21 protein-coding genes are annotated in these 16,904 nt (G+C 67.8%); 6 read left to right on the top strand and 15 right to left on the bottom strand.

Features of this window, described 5'->3' with window-relative positions; genetic code table 11:
* The first annotated feature begins 10 nt into the window (after positions 1-10).
* Complete coding sequence (locus AC50YC_RS03505) at positions 11-355, top strand: GNAT family N-acetyltransferase (protein ID WP_494952479.1); 345 nt, start codon at positions 11-13, stop codon at positions 353-355.
* A gap of 64 nt (positions 356-419) precedes the next feature.
* On the opposite strand, the gene AC50YC_RS03510 is transcribed toward AC50YC_RS03505, so the two are convergent.
* On the bottom strand, positions 420-722 hold the full coding sequence (locus AC50YC_RS03510; protein WP_346926970.1) for a DUF4193 domain-containing protein: 303 nt from the start codon (positions 720-722) through the stop codon (positions 420-422).
* Between the two features lie 208 nt (positions 723-930).
* On the opposite strand from AC50YC_RS03510, the gene AC50YC_RS03515 reads away from it, so the two are divergent.
* Together AC50YC_RS03515 and AC50YC_RS03520 are read left to right on the top strand one after the other, a co-directional pair.
* Positions 931-1,197, top strand: coding sequence for a hypothetical protein (locus tag AC50YC_RS03515; protein ID WP_494952480.1), 267 nt, complete (start codon positions 931-933; stop codon positions 1,195-1,197).
* A gap of 126 nt (positions 1,198-1,323) precedes the next feature.
* On the top strand, positions 1,324-2,499 hold the full coding sequence (locus AC50YC_RS03520; protein ID WP_494952481.1) for a zinc-dependent alcohol dehydrogenase: 1,176 nt from the start codon (positions 1,324-1,326) through the stop codon (positions 2,497-2,499).
* 63 nt (positions 2,500-2,562) lie between these two features.
* Here AC50YC_RS03520 and AC50YC_RS03525 read toward each other — a convergent pair whose 3' ends face one another.
* Positions 2,563-3,066 carry an HtaA domain-containing protein gene (locus AC50YC_RS03525; protein ID WP_494952228.1) on the bottom strand — a complete coding sequence of 168 codons (504 nt, stop codon included), beginning with the start codon at positions 3,064-3,066 and terminating at the stop codon, positions 2,563-2,565.
* Between the two features lie 910 nt (positions 3,067-3,976).
* On the opposite strand from AC50YC_RS03525, the gene AC50YC_RS03530 reads away from it, so the two are divergent.
* A complete protein-coding gene (locus AC50YC_RS03530) occupies positions 3,977-4,921 on the top strand; it encodes an AfsR/SARP family transcriptional regulator (RefSeq protein WP_494952229.1) in 945 nt (314 codons plus the stop codon).
* Positions 4,922-4,961: 40 nt separating this feature from the next.
* Here AC50YC_RS03530 and AC50YC_RS03535 read toward each other — a convergent pair whose 3' ends face one another.
* Positions 4,962-6,254: a Y-family DNA polymerase gene (locus tag AC50YC_RS03535; protein ID WP_494952230.1), complete on the bottom strand. Its 1,293-nt coding sequence runs from the start codon at positions 6,252-6,254 to the stop codon at positions 4,962-4,964.
* Complete coding sequence (locus AC50YC_RS03540) at positions 6,247-6,678, bottom strand: LexA family protein (protein WP_494952231.1); 432 nt, start codon at positions 6,676-6,678, stop codon at positions 6,247-6,249. The genes AC50YC_RS03535 and AC50YC_RS03540 overlap by 8 nt, the downstream gene beginning before the upstream one ends.
* A gap of 224 nt (positions 6,679-6,902) precedes the next feature.
* Between AC50YC_RS03540 and AC50YC_RS03545 the strand changes: the two genes are divergently transcribed.
* The gene (locus AC50YC_RS03545) at positions 6,903-7,304 is read left to right on the top strand and encodes a VOC family protein (RefSeq protein ID WP_494952232.1); all 402 of its coding nucleotides are present in this window, start codon (positions 6,903-6,905) and stop codon (positions 7,302-7,304) included.
* A 106-nt stretch (positions 7,305-7,410) separates the two neighbouring features.
* Here AC50YC_RS03545 and AC50YC_RS03550 read toward each other — a convergent pair whose 3' ends face one another.
* The 3 genes from AC50YC_RS03550 to AC50YC_RS03560 form a co-directional block, all read right to left on the bottom strand.
* Positions 7,411-8,001: a dihydrofolate reductase family protein gene (locus AC50YC_RS03550; protein WP_494952233.1), complete on the bottom strand. Its 591-nt coding sequence runs from the start codon at positions 7,999-8,001 to the stop codon at positions 7,411-7,413.
* Positions 8,002-8,088: 87 nt separating this feature from the next.
* Positions 8,089-8,937, bottom strand: coding sequence for a VOC family protein (locus tag AC50YC_RS03555; protein WP_494952234.1), 849 nt, complete (start codon positions 8,935-8,937; stop codon positions 8,089-8,091).
* Positions 8,938-8,939: 2 nt separating this feature from the next.
* Entirely contained in the window at positions 8,940-9,269 is a 330-nt protein-coding gene (locus AC50YC_RS03560) for a PadR family transcriptional regulator (protein WP_494952235.1), read from the bottom strand.
* Between the two features lie 277 nt (positions 9,270-9,546).
* Between AC50YC_RS03560 and AC50YC_RS03565 the strand changes: the two genes are divergently transcribed.
* Complete coding sequence (locus tag AC50YC_RS03565; RefSeq protein WP_494952236.1) at positions 9,547-9,810, top strand: hypothetical protein; 264 nt, start codon at positions 9,547-9,549, stop codon at positions 9,808-9,810.
* Positions 9,811-9,823: 13 nt separating this feature from the next.
* Here the strand turns inward: AC50YC_RS03565 and AC50YC_RS03570 are convergent, their stop codons facing one another.
* From AC50YC_RS03570 to AC50YC_RS03605, 8 genes are all read right to left on the bottom strand, one after another.
* The gene (locus AC50YC_RS03570; RefSeq protein WP_494952237.1) at positions 9,824-10,444 is read right to left on the bottom strand and encodes an L-threonylcarbamoyladenylate synthase; all 621 of its coding nucleotides are present in this window, start codon (positions 10,442-10,444) and stop codon (positions 9,824-9,826) included.
* 88 nt (positions 10,445-10,532) lie between these two features.
* Complete coding sequence (locus tag AC50YC_RS03575) at positions 10,533-11,195, bottom strand: DUF5134 domain-containing protein (protein WP_494952238.1); 663 nt, start codon at positions 11,193-11,195, stop codon at positions 10,533-10,535.
* A 9-nt stretch (positions 11,196-11,204) separates the two neighbouring features.
* Positions 11,205-12,332, bottom strand: a complete 1,128-nt coding sequence (locus tag AC50YC_RS03580; protein ID WP_494952239.1) for an XdhC family protein — start codon at positions 12,330-12,332, stop codon at positions 11,205-11,207.
* Complete coding sequence (locus tag AC50YC_RS03585; RefSeq protein WP_494952240.1) at positions 12,325-13,134, bottom strand: SRPBCC family protein; 810 nt, start codon at positions 13,132-13,134, stop codon at positions 12,325-12,327. The genes AC50YC_RS03580 and AC50YC_RS03585 overlap by 8 nt, the downstream gene beginning before the upstream one ends.
* Positions 13,134-14,372: a vWA domain-containing protein gene (locus AC50YC_RS03590; protein ID WP_494952241.1), complete on the bottom strand. Its 1,239-nt coding sequence runs from the start codon at positions 14,370-14,372 to the stop codon at positions 13,134-13,136. The genes AC50YC_RS03585 and AC50YC_RS03590 overlap by 1 nt, the downstream gene beginning before the upstream one ends.
* A gap of 29 nt (positions 14,373-14,401) precedes the next feature.
* Positions 14,402-15,325 (bottom strand): AAA family ATPase, encoded by a 924-nt coding sequence (locus tag AC50YC_RS03595; protein ID WP_494952242.1) that lies wholly within the window; start codon positions 15,323-15,325, stop codon positions 14,402-14,404.
* The gene (locus tag AC50YC_RS03600; RefSeq protein WP_494952243.1) at positions 15,322-15,972 is read right to left on the bottom strand and encodes a nucleotidyltransferase family protein; all 651 of its coding nucleotides are present in this window, start codon (positions 15,970-15,972) and stop codon (positions 15,322-15,324) included. Before AC50YC_RS03600 ends, AC50YC_RS03595 begins: the two co-directional genes overlap by 4 nt.
* Positions 15,956-16,903: an XdhC family protein gene (locus tag AC50YC_RS03605; RefSeq protein WP_494952244.1), complete on the bottom strand. Its 948-nt coding sequence runs from the start codon at positions 16,901-16,903 to the stop codon at positions 15,956-15,958. Before AC50YC_RS03605 ends, AC50YC_RS03600 begins: the two co-directional genes overlap by 17 nt.
* Position 16,904: the final 1 nt, after the last annotated feature.

The raw sequence follows: 16,904 nt of genomic DNA on the forward strand, positions 1-16,904 counted from the left end.
GAGACAGATGCTGACCGCTATCACCATCCGCAACAATCCGGACCGGCCGCGCTTCGAGGTGCTCGACGGCGACACGGTCATCGGCCAGGCGGCCTACGTCGACGACGGCGACGCCCACCGGATTTTTTACCACACGGCCATCGATGAGGAGTACGGCGGTCAGGGGCTTGCCGGCCGGCTCGCGGCACAGGCACTCGACGAGACGGTCGCCGCCGGATTGAAGATTGTCCCGGTGTGCCCGTTCATCAAGAAGTACCTCGGGAAAAACACCCGGTACGCGGCGAGTGTTCAGCGTCCTACACCGGCGCTGCTCGAGGTTCTCAACAGCGCATTGGCGCAGCGCGCCCGGCGCTGAGTGGTGCCGGGCGTGGATCACGTGCGGGGCCGCTCCTGCTCAAAGCCTGACGCCGGGCCGCGGGTTAGCTCATGCAGTCAGCGCAGTACGCATGCCCTGCCTTCTCGCGGGCGAGTTGCGAGCGGTGCCGGACCAGGAAGCATGAGTAGCAGGTGAACTCGTCTTCCTTCTGCGGAATGACGGTGACCGTCAGTTCCTCGCCGGACAAGTCGGCGCCCGGCAATTCCACGCCTTCGGAGGTGTCAGCCTCGTCGAGTTCGCGGGTTACGCTGCGTGCGTCCGGAGCGTTCGCGGAGCGAAGGGCCTCCAGCGAGGCGTTGCGTGATTCCGCAACGTCGGATCGGACTTCGTCATAGTCGGTTGCCACCTGGTTAATTCTCGATTCCGTTGTTCTGGGTTTCCCGGGATTGAACGGTACAGCATCCAACCGTTAATTGGCTGGGTGTAGAGGGACGGCGGGCAGTGACACTCACAACACCGCAGGTGTTCGATGATCGTCGCCCGGATTTCACGTGGCGTTCATGCCGCGGTCCTAGGCTGATTCTTCAAGCACCGTCCGCCAGAAGGGAATCGTGATGGCCGATATCGCCGCAGTACTCGGGAGGCTCTCGCCCGAGGAATTTGACGGACTCCGGGCCCTTGGCCCGGCGGGTCACCTGCCCCGGCACCTCACCGAGGCCCTCGACCGTGCGGCCGGCGGTCCGGGTGCGGGCCGTGGTTACTACGTTCCCACCGGCAGTGTCAGTGCCACGGGTGGACCGCACTTTGTGCTGCGCAGCGACGTCTCCGGCTGGCTTTTCGGTTCCGCTGCCCCGGTGCCCCAAGCACGCGGTGACGTTTAGGAATCCGGCGGCCGCCACCGGGTCCGGCGTCGGGCTTCAGCTGCTTGGGTGCTTGTTCCCGACGGGCTGCCGCCTTAAGCTAAATACTCAGCATGCTTAGTATTTACGCAACGCGAAGGAGTCATGATGAGAGCACTTACCTGGCAGGGCAAACGCAAAGTCAGCGTCGAGAACGTGCCGGATCCGGTCATCCGTGAGTCCACGGACGCCATCGTCAAGATCACCTCATCGGCGATCTGCGGTTCGGACCTCCACCTTTACGAGGTGCTGGGGCCGTACTTGAAGGCCGGCGATATCCTGGGCCACGAGCCCATGGGCATTGTGCAGGAGGTTGGCGCCGACGTCACGAACCTCAAGCCCGGCGACCGCGTCGTCATCCCCTTCAACATCTCCTGCGGGCACTGCTGGATGTGCAAGCGGGGCCTCCAGTCCCAGTGCGAGACCACGCAGGTTCATTCGCACAACAGCGGGGCCAGCCTGTTCGGGTTCTCCGAACTCTACGGCTCCGTACCCGGCGGCCAAGCGGAATTCCTGCGCGTTCCGCACGCCGACTACGGCCCGATCAAGGTTGGCCACGAACTGCCGGACGAGCGCTATCTTTACCTCTCGGACATCCTCCCCACCGCCTGGCAGGGCGTAAAGTACGCGGACGTCCCCGCCGGGGGCACCCTGGCCGTCTTCGGTCTCGGCCCCGTAGGCCAGTTTGCGAGCCGGATCGGACGTCACCTGGGGCACCGGGTCATCGCCGTCGAACCGGTGCCGGAACGCCGCCAGATGGCCGAGCGCCATGGCATCGAGACCATTGACTTCACCAAGGACGTCGGGAACGAGCTCCGTGAGCTGACCGATGGCCGGGGTCCCGACGCCGTCGTCGACGCCGTGGGGATGGAGGCGCACGGCTCCCCGGTGGGCGCATTCGCCCAGAACGCGGTCGGCCTGCTCCCGGACGCGCTAGCCAGAAAGGTGATGGAGACGGCCGGCGTGGACCGCATGTCGGTTCTGTACGCGTCCATCGATTCGGTCCGCCGCGGCGGCACCCTGTCGCTCAGCGGCGTTTACGGGGGCACAGCCAGTCCGATGCCGCTGCTCACCATGTTCGACAAGCAACTCCAGTTCCGGATGGGCCAGTGCAACGTCCGCCGCTGGACCGACGAGTTGCTCCCGATCGTGGAAGACCCAAGCGACCCGCTCGGCGTCATGGACCTGAAGACGCACGAGGTCTCCCTGGACGGCGCTGCTGCCGCCTACGAAATGTTCCAAAAGAAGGAAGACGGCTGCATCAAGGTTGTTCTGAAGCCCTAGGTTGCCGGCGTCACCCTGAGCCAGACCTGCGGCCAGCGCTGGGGCACAATTGCTGCCGTGTTCCTAGCTGGCAACCCGGATGACCAGCGGATCCATCGGCTGCCCGGCGGCGTACTGGCCGTCGAAGAGTTCCGATCCTTCCGGGGAGATAACGACGTCGACGTGGTCCCAGACCAGGGACCCGTCGGCGTCGCGGGGCTTCGACGGGCTGAGGAACCCGACGACGGTGCGGTCCTGGCCGCCGCCGTCGCCGGTGCTGATGGAGAGCACGCCGCTGCCGCTCGTGAAGCTAATCCACGGGTCCAGCAGCCGGACCAGCAGCATGCCGTGATGGCCGCCGAGCCGGACGTCACCCCGGAAGCGCAGCACGCCGGTGCCGCGCGCGACGTCGTAGTCGGACGACTCGGGGCTGAAGCAGAACATGAAAGATTCGGCCACAGTCGCCCCGGCGGTCGCCGAAACGGACCCGTCCGGCAGGCTGGTGATGTAGTCGATGAAGCTGCGCTTGATGCCCCAGCTCAGGCCCAGCGCAGGCAGAAGATCGGGTGAAGCGGACGCTGGGTTCACGTAGGTTCTCCTGTGGCTGAGAGGCTGATCTCCTCTGAGCCTAGCGGCGGATTGCCCGCCAGATGAACTGCCGCCCGGGTGGCAGTTCATCCGACGCCATCTCTGCGGAGCCGGGAGCACCGGGCTACGACGGCGAGGGCGGTGGTTGACTGGGGGCAAGTAGCAGTTCGGGGCGCTGCCTCGCATTGCCGAAAAGGCAGTCTCCCAGGCCACCAGCAGCAAATCCGTTGATCTCCTGGACAATTGGTGTCCCGCTCGGCGTTGTTGGGTCCGTGCACCTCGGAAGTAAGCGTTCTCACCGTTCGGGAGGGCGGGGGTGTCGGCGTCGCCCGACCCCCGGGGAATGCGGAGTGGGGCGCGGAAATGTACATTTCAGTGTTAGGGCGGGAATGATGCTGCATTTCGGCCCTGTCGACAATATCCGGCACAAAAGGTAATCCGGGAATTCTCATTCACATCCTGTGAGGTGCCAGGGTGTCGGTCCCGTCCCGTTCAACGTCGAGGCCCCCGAGGGGGCCCGGGCACCCCGGGAACGGAGCGTCTGTACTGCCGCCCGCGGGTCCTGGCAGGGCTATCTGGCCTGCGACGACTCGCCGTACCCGGGGCTTTCCCGTCCCGGCCGAGCCCCACGGGGCCCCTACTCGACGCCGTGCCGATGCCCGGGAGTGCGAATACCTACCCCATGAACTAAGTACTCGCATTGTGTTCGGCGGATACTTGGTGGCGTTCTGCGGTGTACCCGACTTTCCGTGCGGCATAGGATCGGGTAGCTACATTCCTTGTTGCGCCCCTTTTTGCGTGTCACGGTTTTCGTAGAAAGTCGAAGGAAGTGAGTCTCAGCACGTCGTTCCGACAATTCCTTCTGGCTCTCCGAAATACGAATAAATGATGCCTGGGGAAAACGGAGATCATGGTGGACAAGGTGAGCGGTTCCACGCCGGCAATTTCGGTTCGACTATTTGGAACATTCGAGGTCCGGCGAAATGGCGCAGTACTCAGAGCTGCGGACATGGGAGGCTGCAAGCCGCGACACATTCTGGAGATTCTGTTGCTGAATCTGGGGACACCGGTCTCCAAGACGCGCCTCGTGGAGCTCCTGTGGGGACCCCAGGCCAGCGACGGCGCGGTCGCCACCCTGGAGAGCTACGTCAGTGGCATTCGCCGGGCGATCCAGCCAGGGAACACCAAATCGGGTCCGCTTCGCACCGCGAATGGCGGCTACGTGCTTGACCCACAGCTGGTGGAACTCGACCTGTCTGCGTTTCACGAGCTTGTCCGCGCGGCCCGGCAGTCGCCGCCGGCTGAGGCGCATGTGCTCTCGATGCAGGCCCTGGAGTTGGCGGCAGAGCCGCTGCTGGGCTTTGAACTCGTCGCCGACTGGGCAGAGGAGGCGCGGACCCGCCACGCTGCCGAGAAAGTCGCCGCCCAGATTCTCGCGGCAGAGACCGCAGCGTTCCTCGACAAACCCGAGCTCGCCGTCTCGCTGGCACAGACTGCCATCCGGTGTGAGCCGCTCAATGAACGGGCCTGGACCATCCTTGTCGCGGGATACGAGCAGGCGGGACTGCCGGTGGAGGGGTTGAACGCCTATGAACGTTGCCGCCGGCTGTTCGACCGCGACCTCGGCTGCACGCCGGGACCGGCGCTGCGGGCTGCCCACCTGAGATTGTTGCGGCAGCGCGCCGATGGAAACACCGAGCTCTCGGAAGTCCTGGCGGCCCTGCTCTATTTGGGTGAACGGCTTCACGGCCCTAAATGCACGCAGCCTGCCGCAGAGGAATCCCGGCGCATGCAGGAGAACGCCGGCCGGGTGCTCGACTCCTTCCTGCAACAGGCGCTGGCCGCCGCTGTCTGACGATCCGCTGTGCCCTGCTGCAGGCGCCCGGCCCGGGCAGTCACCCCGCTTTGACGACCGGGAGCTCGGCCCAGTGGGTCGTGTACCGCGGGGACAGCATGCCGCGTTTCATGCTCCAGTCCGGCCCGCCCCGGATTCCGGCGCGGCCCAGCCCGATGGAGCCGCGTCCATACCGCCGGCTGACCTCCTCCAGCAGCGAGCCGATGCCGCGTTCCTCGTGCGGGTTCTCGAAGATCTCCAGCGGTGCCTGGTTGCCGGTGGGGCGCAGATCGGTGACCATGATCCCGGCGCGGACGTACCTCATGCCGTTCTCGGCCCGGGGGAGCAGGGCATACGCCGCCTTCGCCAGGAGTACCGGGTCAGCGGTGGGCATGGGCAGGGGCACGCACACCGTGGGGTGCGAGCTGGGCTGCGGGCTGTAATGGGACGTGGCGGCGAAGGCCGTCAGCACCTTAGCCTGGAGCCCGTGCCTCGCCAGTCGGGCACTGGCCTGCTGGGCATAGACGCCGAGGACCTGGCGAAGGCCGGCGCTGGTGGTGATCGGGGTTGAGAAGGAACGGCTGAAGATCAGCTGGTCGCGGCCGATCCGCTCTTGCTCGAGGGGGATGCACGGAGTTCCCTGGAGTTCCAGGACGGTCCGCATCAGTACCACGGAGAAGCGGTCCCGGATCCTGGCCGGGTCCGCCCGCGCGAGGTCCAGGATCGAATGGATGCCCAGGGCATTGAGCCGTTTGGTCAGCCGCGTCGCGACTCCCCAGAGTTCGACCACGGATAGGCCCGCCATGAGCTTCTCCTGCTGGCCAGCGGGCACGGCATCCCAGTGGCAGACGCCGTCGAACGCCGGGTTGTGTTTGGCCCACTTGTTGGCCAGCTTCGCCAGCGTCTTGGTGCCGGCGATGCCGACGCAGACGGGGACACCGACGTTCCGGCGCACCGCCGTCTTCATGGTGTGCCCCAGCCGCTGAAGCTCCTCCGGGGTGCCGCTGACGCCCAGGAATGCCTCGTCGATGCTGTAGACCTCCAGCCAGGCCGAGTAACGGCCGAGGAGCTCCATCACCCTGGCGCTGATGTCCCCGTACAGCTCGTAGTTGCTGGATAGTGCCACGAGCCCCCATTCCTTGGCCCGGGGCGCGAGCTTGAACCAAGGCTCGCCCAGGGGGATCCCGAGTGCCTTGGCCTCGGGGGAGCGGGTGACGGCGCAGCCGTCGTTGTTGGAGAGGACCACCAGCGGACGGCCCTCGAGGGAGGGGTTGAAGGCGCGTTCGGCGCTGGCATAGAAGCTGTTCACGTCAACCAGGGCGATGCTGCCACGGCCGGGCACGGCCCTAGACATGGTGCAGGCAGCGGGTCGCGACACCCCAAATGACCAAGTCCGACAGGCCCGGGACCATGATGTCCGGATAGCGGGGGTTGTCTGCCTGAAGCACCACGCCCGAAGCCGTCAGGCGCAGCCTCTTGACCGTGAGTTCCCCATCGAGGACTGCGATGACGACGCAGCCGTCGCGCGGCTCGAGTGCCCGGTTGACGATCAGCTCGTCGCCGTCGCTGATCCCCGCGCCCTCCATGGAGTCGCCGGACACCCGGACGACGTACGTGCTGGTGATGTCCTTGATGAGATGTTCGTTGAGGTCAATGCGGCCGTCAAAGTAGTCCTGGGCCGGAGAAGGGTAGCCGGCGGCGACCTGCACCGGCGAGATCAGGACCGACAAAAGAGAAGTGCCCGCGTCTATCACGCGGGGCCCGATGATTACGCCCACAACACACCTTTATTCGAATATATGTTCGATCTATTCAGTGTAGCCCCGGGTGCTGACATTGAGCATTCTTCGCGGAAGTTCCTGGCCGACAGGGGTGGCGACACTCCAGCATGACGTTGGCCACGGCGTCCTCTTCACGCTGCGGCAGGCGATCATCCACACACACGATGCAGCTTCGTGGGCGTTAGGGATCTGTGGGTGGGCTGTGTCTGTATGCTGTGCACATGACGGCGCCGCAGATCTATGTCAGTTTCCCCGGCACGGCGCGTGAAGCACTCGGCTTCTACGCGGACGTTTTCGGCGGAGAGCTTTCCTTGTTCACCAACGAGGACTTCAGTAGAAGCGACGGCGTGCCGGGCGCCATAGCTCACGGAGTGCTCAGCGGGGTCGTTGCGATGGCGGGATCGGATGTGGCGGCAGGCCAGAAAAGTGTCCGGCTCGAAGGTGTCATGCTCTCATTGCTGGGGACCGTCGAACCGTCAGTGCTTCATGAGTGGTTCGACAAGCTCGCTGTCGGCGGCCAGGTGGTGGACCCCCTTGCCCCGAAGCCTTGGGGCGCTTCGGACGGCCAAGTCATAGACCGGCACGGCCTTCACTGGCTCATCGGATACGAACCTGAGCCGTAAGCGACGCACAGCTGCCTAACGAGGCCGCAACGGAGTGGTTCTGCTCCACTACCCGGGAGGGGGCGCCTAACGGCCCACCTGCTGGGAACCGGGGACAGGCTGCCCTTCAGTGGACCACCCGATAGCGCACGTGGGTGACGAGCCGGGTGCCGCGCACTTCCGTCGGCTCAAGCTTGAGGTTGCCGACTCCGTCCAGCAACCGCTCACCCGCTCCCAGGACGATAGGCGCGATGTGGAGCCGCAGCTCGTCGATCAGCCCCGCCGAAAGGTACTGTCGCACGGTCTGCGCTCCTCCGGCAATGGCCACGTCCTTGCTCCCAGCGGCCTTCCGTGCCTGGGCCAGCGCAGATTCGATCCCCTCGGTCACAAAGTTGAACCTGGTGCCGCCCTGCATGTCCAGGGGCTCGCGTTGCTGATGGGTGAGAACGAACACGGGTGCGTGATAGGGCGGCTCCTCACCCCACCATCCCCGCCAATTCTCATCCCACGCCCCGGGCCCTGCGAACATGTTCCGTCCCATGATGAAGGCGCCGGCCGCGAGGATGCCTTCGCGCTCGGCTGCATTGGACTCGGGTTCTTCGAACTGCCACCTGTGCAGGAGCACTCCGCCCTCGCCGAGAGGTTCCGCCTGGCTCTGGTTCGGACCGGCGGCGAATCCGTCGAGCGAGATGGTCAGATCGCATGTGACGCGGCCCATGGGCACATTACGTCACCACCATGTCACCCCGAAGCCGACTGCAGGGAATTTTCCATGGCGACCGCTGGTGCCTTTCCGTACTGTGCCTCACTCCTGATGTTCGACGTCCTGGACGGATCGGGACAACAGGCAGAACTCGTTGCCCTCGGGATCGCCCAGGACCACCCAGCTGACGTCCGGGCCCTGGCCCACGTCCATGCGCCGCGCGCCGAGGGCGAGCAGTCGCTCGAGCTCCTCGGCAGTGGATACGCCGTCAGCCCGGAGGTCGAAATGCAGCCGGTTCTTGACGGTCTTGCCCTCGGGCACCGCGACCACATCAATGGAAGGCCAGGTCTTGTCCTGCGGCGCGATGCTGATGACGCCGCTATCCTCGTCGACAACATGCCAGCCGAGGACGGCGCACCAGAAGTCGGCCACCACCCGTGGCCGGATCGCGTCGATGGTAATCACTGCTAATTGGCTGGGCATGGCCCCACGATAGCCCGGGAAGGTCAGCAGGAGGACCTTGCAGCGCTGGTGCGGTTCCTGCCCGCGGATCGCGGATCGCGGGTGCGGGGCCGGGAGCGTCGTCATGGGCGGGGCCGCCTCGTCTCCCTCAGCCTGCTCGACGGCGCGGGCCAGCCGTTCCCGCTCCCGGGTGACCCACCCGCCCGGGGCATAGTTCTGGAGGAACGTCTCAGCGAACTCCACGGGGTCATCCCCGACAATCCCGCGGATCGGCGTTCCGTCAGCCGCAGCCTGCTCGAACAGGTCGGCAAGGTCCTCGAACATCGACGATGCGCTGTCGCCGTCCGCCGGACCGAAATACATCACATACCGTTCCAGCGCCTCGACCGCCGTGCGATAGTTCGCGGGGAGCCGTTGCGTGCGGGCCTTGTATTCCCGCCAGCGTCGCTTGTCGCCGATCACCTTTGAGGTGAACTTTGAGATGGACATGGTCATCTGCCTCCGTCGCGGAGCTGTTCAAGCCGATCTGTGAGGAAGCTCCAGGTCCTCCAGAAGTCTTCGAGATATTCCCGTCCCTGAGCGTTGAGGGAGTACACCTTGCGCGGGGGCCCCTTCTGGGACGGACGCTTCTCGACGTCGACAAGGCCTTTCTGCTCGAGCCTGATAAGCAGCGCGTACACCGTCCCCTCGGCGATCTCGGAGAAGCCCCTCGCCCGGAGCTGCGTCGTGATTTCGTACCCGTACGCCGGCTTCCCGGTCAGGAGGGCCAGCACGATGCCCTCCAGCGTCCCCTTGAGCATTTCCGTCATCTGCTTGCCCATGGGACATCACCTCCTACTACTCAGTGCTACTAGCTACTGCTACATAGTAGCGCTAGGTAGCGGGGTTGCAAGCCTCCTGGTGTGGTCACCAGCGACGGAGCCTTCCGGCCCCATATCCGGCCGCTAAGTTAGCTTCGTCACGTGCCGGGTTTTCGACGAAAATCCCGGCGCGGCGGGCCTCATACTTGGAATGACCCCGGCGGACTTTCCCCACCGCCAGGTATGAGGAGGGTCCATGAAAACCTTGAGAATTTTGCAGAGCACTGTGCAAAGCACTGTGAAAAGCGCAGTTACGAACGAGTACTATCCCTCGGCGGCGGTGCTGGCCGGAGTGGTCCTGTTTTGGGGCATAGGGCTCTTCGGCGGGTTGTCGCTGCTGAGCAACCACCAGACGCTGCTGACCACGCTCAGCTGGCTGCTGTTTGTCTACGCCGCGGCTGTGCTCACGCCGCTCGCGGGACTCATCGCGGTGGTGGACCTGTCACGGCGCTGGCTGCGGAACCGGGCGTCCGGCGCCGCAACGTCGGCCGAGACCGCGTAGGGCCGCCGGGCACCTATTCGAAGCGGGACGGGTCGCCCATGCCGCGCCGGACGATTTCGGCCACGCCGCTGGAGTAGTCGATCACCGTCGTCGGCTCCGCGCCGCAGTCGCCGGAGTCAATCACGGCGTCCACGACGTGTTCCAGCCGTTCCTTGATCTCCCAGCCCTGGGTCAGCGGCTCTTCCTCGTCCGGGAGCAACAGCGTGCTGGAGAGCAGCGGCTCGCCCAGTTCCGCCAGCAACGCCTGGACCACCGGGTTGTCCGGGATGCGCACGCCGACGGTCTTCTTCTTCGGGTGCAGCAGCCGCTTGGGAACCTCTTTCGTGGCCGGCAGGATGAACGTGTAGCTCCCGGGAGTGACGGCCTTGATGCTGCGGAACACATCGTTGTCGATCTGCACGAACTGGCCCAGCTGGGCGAAGTCCTTGCAGACCAGGGTGAAGTGGTGCTTGGCATCGAGGTGGCGGATGGTCCTGATCCGGTCCAGCGCCTCCTTGTTCCCCAGCTGCGCGCCGAGCGCGTAGCAGGAGTCGGTGGGATAGGCGATGAGCCCGCCGGAACGGACGATGTCCACGGCCTGGCTGATGGAGCGGGCCTGGGGGTTTTCAGGGTGAACATCGAAGTATCTCGCCATGGGATGAGCTTACGCCCGACGGCGGCCCGGTCGCCTCACGCCCGACACGTCCGGGAGCCTCAAGTTCGGCGGTTTGGGTCCTTATCCGTCAGACCGCGAGCGCCGCGAACATGACGGCCATCGACGCCGCGCCCGCGAGTTCCAGGAACGCGTCGCCGCTGCGGGGACGGCCGGGCACGCGGAGCCGCCGGAACAGGAGCAGCCCCCACACGGCTGCGGCGAGCCCGAAAGCCAGCGCCAAAACGAGGGCGGGCTGGCTGCAGCAGTCCTGCGCCGAGCCAGCCAGGACGCCCGGCACCGACAGCCCGAAGGCGGGTCCGCCGTGGTGCGGCGCCTGGCCAGGAAGTCCCGGGGCTTCAGGACCTGCCAGAGTGCCGGCGCCGTACAGGTCCATGACGGCCAGCATGCACGCCATAGCTGCCATGGTCAGCGCGTTATAGAGCAGCGCGCCGCGGCTGTGCCCCGGCCCGGCGGCGGGAACCTGCAGCCCGGCGCCCTGCACCGGCCGACGGGAGACGGAACGGAGGATGAACCACCATGCGGCCAGGCCGAAGAAAACGATCTGGGGGAGTGCGGGCCACTGGAGTCCGGGCACAAGCATCGGCACCATGGCGATCATCATCGCGGCATGGAGTCCATAACCGGCCCGGGTGGCCGGCGGCGACTGCCGTCCGGCGCGGAACGCCGCGTACAGGGACGCTGCCAGCAGCAGTGCCATCAGCCCCCAGCGCAGGACATCGTCTTCGATCACGGTGACCGGTCAATGCTGGTCGTCGTGGTGGATCCGCTCGTCGAGGTGCCGGAGTGGCTCCCCGCTGCCGCTCCACTGCTTGGCAATGAACTCCGCGGCGATGGACACCGCGGTCTCCTCCGGGGTCCGGGCACCGAGGTCAAGGCCCACCGGGCTGTGCAGCCGAGCCAGCGCGTCCTCGCCCAGGCCCGCCTCGCGCAGCCTGGCGATCCGGTCGGCGTGGGTCCGGCGCGAGCCCATGGCGCCGATGAAGGCGATCGGCGGGCCGCGCAGGGCGACGTCCAGCAGCGGAATATCGAACTTCGGATCGTGGGTGAGGACGCACAGTACGGTGCGCTCATCCACCAGGCCCTGTTCGAGCTGCTCGGCGAAGTAGCGGTGCGGCCAGGCGTTGACGACTTCCGCCGCATCGGGAAAGCGCGCCGGAGTGGCGAAAACGGCGCGGGCATCACACACCGTGACGCGGTAGCCCAGGAAGCTGCCCAGCCGGGCCAGCGCCGAGGCGAAGTCGATGGCGCCGAAGACCAGCATCCGCGGTGGCGGGGCGTAGCTGGCGAAGAAGACCCGCATGCCGGTGTCCAGCCGTTCCCCGTCGGGGCCGTAGCTCAGGACGGCGGACCGGCCGGCGGCGAGCAGGCCCTGCGTGTCGTCGCCCACGGCATGGTTGGCCCGGGCGGAACCGAGGTCGCCCTCGAAGCCGTCCGGCCGCACGATCAGGTGCCGGCCCAGCCAGCCGCTGTCCGGGTGCTCGATCACCGTGGCCACCCCGACGCGCCGGTCCCCGGCGATGTCCTTCCGCACGGCGTCGAGTGCCGGAAAACTGCGCCGGGACACCGGCTCGACGAAGATGTCGATGATTCCGCCGCAGGTCAGGCCGACGGCGAACGCGTCGTCGTCGCTGATCCCGTAGCGCACCAGTACGGGGGCGCCATCCTCCTTGACCTGCGTGGCCAGCTCGTACACGGCCCCCTCGACGCAGCCGCCGGATACCGAGCCGACCGCTTCGCCGTCGGCAGTGACGAGCATGGACGCGCCCGGGAGCCGCGGGGCTGATTTGAAGGTACTCACCACGGTGGCCAGGCCGGCGGTGTCACCCTTCTGCCAGCCCGGCATCATGGCTGCCAGAACATCACGCACGGTCGGTCTTCAGCCTTCCGATCGCCCGGATCAGCCGGAAGGCGGAGCGCCGGCCCGCCCAGTAGGAGACGCATGCGACCACCGCCACGAGTGCCAGAACCTTCCCGGGGTTGGACAGCTGCTCCGCCGCGATTCCCTTCGCGAGGCTGAGGGCGTCCAGGCTGCCGGCCGGGGCGGACGCCGGGGCGGGAGCGGAAACCTTCGGGGCCGCCGCGGGAACGGCGCTCGCCGGCACACCCGGAAGTCCCGACGCCGGCGCCGGGGCGGTCGCTGCGGCGACCTTCGCCGCTGCGGCCTCCGACGCGGGCACGGGTTCCGGGACCTGGCCCGCCGGCGCGGTTCCGGGCGCGCCGGAGGCGGTGATCATGGCCTGCAGATTGCTGGCGAACAGGGCCATCATCTGTTCGGTGACACTGCCAATCACGCCCTTGCCCATCGCGGCGGCCTTGCCGGAGAGTGACAGCTCGGCGTTGACGGTGCCGCGGGTGGTGCCGCCGGCCTCCTCCGTCAAAAGCAGGGTCACGGTGGCCTCCGCGGTGCCCTGGCCGCGGGTTTCCTGTGCCTTGCCGCCGAGCACGGCGCGGTGTTCATCGGCGTTGCGCTCGATGACGTTGAGCAGCCCTTTGTACTGCATGTTCACCGGGCCCAGCTTCACGGTCATGCCCACCTGGTAGGCGTCGTCCGAAAGCTTGTTCAGGATCTTGGCGCCGGGGACGCAGCCGGCCACACGTTCAAAGTCCATGATGGTGTCCCAGACGGTGTCGATCGGTGCGACGACCGAGAAAGTGCTGTTGATCTGCATTAGTTCCCTCTTCCCTTGAGTGATGACTGGCCGTCGCCGCGGATTGCGGCTGCCACCTCTGCCAACGCCGTGTAGCTGTGTCCGCTGACGAAGGCGTCGCAGTACGGGATGGCCGCTGCCATGCCGCCCACCAGCGGCTGGTACTGCGGGGCGGCCTTGCGCGGATTGACCCAGATGATCCGGTGCGCCAGGCGCCGCAGGCGCGCCATCTGGGCTGCCACCTGCCCGGGGTCCTCCTGCGCCCAGCCGTCCGAGAAAATCACCACCACCGCGCCACGGGCCAGGCCCCGGCGGCCGTGTTCGTCGACGAAATGCCGGATGCTGTCGGCGATCCGGGTGCCGCCGGCCCAGTCCGGGGCAGCCTCGGCGGCACGGGCCAGAGCCGTGTCCGGATCGCGCAGCGCCAGTTGCCGGGTCAGGCGCGTCAGCCGGGTGGAAAACACGAAAGCCTCGGCGCCGGCCGTTGCCACGGCTCCCTGCAGCAGCGAGACGAAGATCCGCGCATACGGTTCCATGGAGCCGGAGACGTCGCACAGCATCACCAGCTTGCGGCGCTGCTCCCGGCGCCGGGCATACAACAGCCGCGTGGTGTCGGTGCCCGAGCGCCGGGCCGCACGGACTGTGGCGCGCACGTCCAGCCGGGCGCTGCTGTGGCTGGACTTGCGGGTGCGCCGGCTCAGGCGCGTCGGGGTGGCGAGCAGCAGCCGGGACGCCAGCCGCCTGATTTCCAGGACTTCCGCCTCGGTGAGCTGCGTGAAGGACGTCCCGTGCAGTCGTTCCTCGGTGGAGGCCATGGCCAGCACGGCTTCCCGTTCCGGGGCGTCCGGGTCGCCGCCTGCGTCCGGTCCCGCGGAGGCAACCGCCGGCGCCGTCGGCTGTGATGCCGGCGCCTGTCCGGGGGCGCGGTCCCCGGCCGGGGAGGGCCGGGTGTGTGCCTGCTCGGGGCTGCCCGGCGGGGACGGGCGCGCGGCGCTGGTGCGGTGTGCGGAAGGTACGAACCCGCCGCGGAAGACCGCGGAGAAAACGGCGTCGAACACCGGCAGCTGTCCGCGGGCGGACACCAGCACCACCCGGGACGCCCAGTAGAGCCGCTCGACGTCGGTGGGCGGGATCAAGCGGAGCGCCTCGGCCAGCCGGACGGCCCGGTCGGGCGAGCATGAGAGCCCGGCCCGGCGCAGGGCGGTGACAAAAGCTGCGCACAGGGTGGCTGCCTCCACCGTGGGGGGTGCGGGGGACATGTCCTGCCTGGTCCGGGCCATCACCGGGCTCACCCGCCCGTGCCGGCGACGAGCCAGTCGGCCCCGCGGGCTCCGACCAGCTCCAGGTCATCGCGGTTCTTGACGATCGCGCCGAGCGTCCGGTCCGCCGTTGTGGCGTCGATGTGGTCGATGCCCAGGACGGCCAGGGCGGACACCCAGTCGATGGCCTCGGAGATCCCCGGCGGTTTGGCGAGGTCCAGGGTGCGGAGCTTGGTGATCACCGCAGCCGCCTGAAGTGCCAGCGGGCCGCTGCTGGCGGGCACGCGGCGGCGCACGATTTCGGCGATCCGCTCCGGCCCGGGGTAGTCAATCCAGTGGTAGAGGCAGCGCCGGGTCAGGGCGTCGTGCAGGTCCCGTGTCCGGTTGGACGTCAGGATCACGATCGGGGGGTGGGTGGCCCGGATGGTGCCGAGCTCCGGGATGGTGACCGCGGCTTCGGCGAGGAGTTCGAAGGTGAACGCCTCGAACTCGGCGTCGGCCCGGTCAATCTCATCCAGCAGGAGGACCGCGGGGCGCGGGCCGGGGTGTTCGATCGCCTGCAGCAGCGGCCGGCGCAGCAGGTACTCCGGGCCGAAGAGGTCCGTTTCGGTAACGGAGGCGTCCCGGACTTCCGCGAGCCGGATTCCGAGCAGCTGACGCTGGTGGTTCCACTCGTAGAGGGCCTCGCCGGCGTCGATTCCCTCGTAGCACTGCAGCCGGTACAGCGGCGTGTCCAGCAGTTCGGCCAGGGCCTTCGCCGCCTCGGTCTTGCCGACGCCCGCCTCACCCTCCAGCAGGATGGGCTGCGGCAGCCGGACGGCCAGGAACAGTGCCGTGGCCAGCCCGACGTCGGCCAGGTAGTCGTTGCTGTCCAGCGCCGACATCAGGGATGCGACGTCGGGAACCCTGAGCTGGACATCCTCCTCCGCGCCGGTGCGCGCCGCGGTGTTCATAGCGCGCCCCCCAGACCGGCCAGGACCCGCCGGTAGTCCTCTTCCGTGTCCACGTCCAGCGGGATGGGCCCCGGAACGGGGAGTTCGACGACGTCGCCGGCCCGCTTCTCCAGCAGCTTCCAGACGGCCTTGTCGCCGTGCAGGGCGGCCAGTTCCGGAAGCATCCGCCGGGCGAACGCCAGGGGGTGGCCGACGCCGTCGTCGTAACGGCAGACGGCGATGCCCGGAGCGCCCCGGCCGGTGCGTTCCGCGCCGGTGAACAGGCGTTCCAGCAGTGCCCGTGCGGTGACGGCCGGCACGCCCGGCTGGTCCCCGAGCAGGAGGACCACGGCGTCCGTGTCCGGGTGGAGCACGGCGATGCCGGCGGCGATCGAGGAGGAACAGCCCTCGCCGAAGTCCGGGTTGAGGACGATCTCGCAGCCGGTGGTGTCCACCGCGCGCTGCACCTCCCCGGCTGCACCGCCCAGGGCCAGCACGGTCTGGTCGAAGCCGCAGTCCCGCGCGGTGGCCAGCACGGCGTCGAGCAGGACGCCGTCGCCGTAGGGGAGCAGCTGCTTGGGCCGGCCAAGACGTCGCGACGCCCCGGCCGCCAGGATCAGACCCGCCGTCCGGTGCGTGGTGGCCGGGCGTTCAGAGGGTGAGGGCATAGCGCTCCGGATCTTTACGGAAGGCCGCACGGCAGCCCGGCGAGCAGAAGTACACGGTGACTCCGTTGTGCTCGAGCTGCAGGGAGGAGTCACCGGCGGCGACCGTCATGCCGCACACGGGGTCGACTGCCGTCGCCGGCGCATCCGCCGTCGTCTCCGCTGCCGTCTCCGCCGTCGTCTCCGTGGCCGTCACCGGGGTGGCGTGCCGGGCTGTTGCCCGTTCCTGGATGAGCTGCGCCAGAATCGAGAGCGCGATCTCGCCGGGGGTGCGGGCGCCGAGCTGCAGCCCGGCGGGGGTGAACACACGTGCGCGCTGCGCCTGGGCGACGTCCAGGGATTCCAGCACCGCGGCGCCCCGCGTCCCGCTGGCCACGAGCGCGACATAAGGCACCCCGGCGCGCAGGGCGGCCTCGAGCGCGACTTCCTCCGCTTTGCCGTGCGAGGCCACAATCAGCGCCGCGTCGTCGGCCCGCGGAGCCGCCGATTCCCCGTCGGTGAGTTCCATGGCCAGTCCCACGCCGGCGCCGAGGGTCGCCAGGGCCTGGGCCACCGGCGTGGTTCCGATCACGACGACCCGGGGTGCCGGGATGCGCGGCTGCAGGAAGATCTCGATCGCCCCGCCGCTCAGGCACGGGTTGGACACCTCAACCGCGCCCTCCCCGGCCGTGCGGGACGGTTCGCCGGGGACCACACGCAGCAGCAGGGGTTCCTGCGATGCCAGGACCTGCAGGCTGTACTCCCGCACCGAGGACTCGACGCAGTTTCCGCCAACGAAACCCTGGATCTCGCCGCTGGGCAGCACCAGGGCGGTGTCCCCGGCGTGGGCGCTGGTGGGATGCTGGGCACGGACCACCGTGGCGTGCACGAAAGGCTCACGGCGGGAGGCAAGATCGTTCGCCCGGGCCGTGAGGGAATCTGCAGTCGGGCTCATC

Source organism: Pseudarthrobacter sp. MDT1-56 (assembly GCF_059383555.1).

Coding starts and splice junctions, on each gene's coding strand:
- AC50YC_RS03590 (WP_494952241.1), bottom strand. CDS start 14,372: ATGTCCCCCGCACCCCCCACGGTGGAGGCAGCCACCCTGTGCGCAGCT.
- AC50YC_RS03605 (WP_494952244.1), bottom strand. CDS start 16,903: ATGAGCCCGACTGCAGATTCCCTCACGGCCCGGGCGAACGATCTTGCC.
- AC50YC_RS03570 (WP_494952237.1), bottom strand. CDS start 10,444: ATGGCGAGATACTTCGATGTTCACCCTGAAAACCCCCAGGCCCGCTCC.
- AC50YC_RS03560 (WP_494952235.1), bottom strand. CDS start 9,269: ATGGGCAAGCAGATGACGGAAATGCTCAAGGGGACGCTGGAGGGCATC.
- AC50YC_RS03520 (WP_494952481.1), top strand. CDS start 1,324: ATGAGAGCACTTACCTGGCAGGGCAAACGCAAAGTCAGCGTCGAGAAC.
- AC50YC_RS03515 (WP_494952480.1), top strand. CDS start 931: ATGGCCGATATCGCCGCAGTACTCGGGAGGCTCTCGCCCGAGGAATTT.
- AC50YC_RS03545 (WP_494952232.1), top strand. CDS start 6,903: ATGACGGCGCCGCAGATCTATGTCAGTTTCCCCGGCACGGCGCGTGAA.
- AC50YC_RS03530 (WP_494952229.1), top strand. CDS start 3,977: ATGGTGGACAAGGTGAGCGGTTCCACGCCGGCAATTTCGGTTCGACTA.
- AC50YC_RS03535 (WP_494952230.1), bottom strand. CDS start 6,254: ATGTCTAGGGCCGTGCCCGGCCGTGGCAGCATCGCCCTGGTTGACGTG.
- AC50YC_RS03550 (WP_494952233.1), bottom strand. CDS start 8,001: ATGGGCCGCGTCACATGCGATCTGACCATCTCGCTCGACGGATTCGCC.
- AC50YC_RS03555 (WP_494952234.1), bottom strand. CDS start 8,937: ATGTCCATCTCAAAGTTCACCTCAAAGGTGATCGGCGACAAGCGACGC.
- AC50YC_RS03600 (WP_494952243.1), bottom strand. CDS start 15,972: ATGCCCTCACCCTCTGAACGCCCGGCCACCACGCACCGGACGGCGGGT.
- AC50YC_RS03585 (WP_494952240.1), bottom strand. CDS start 13,134: ATGCAGATCAACAGCACTTTCTCGGTCGTCGCACCGATCGACACCGTC.
- AC50YC_RS03595 (WP_494952242.1), bottom strand. CDS start 15,325: ATGAACACCGCGGCGCGCACCGGCGCGGAGGAGGATGTCCAGCTCAGG.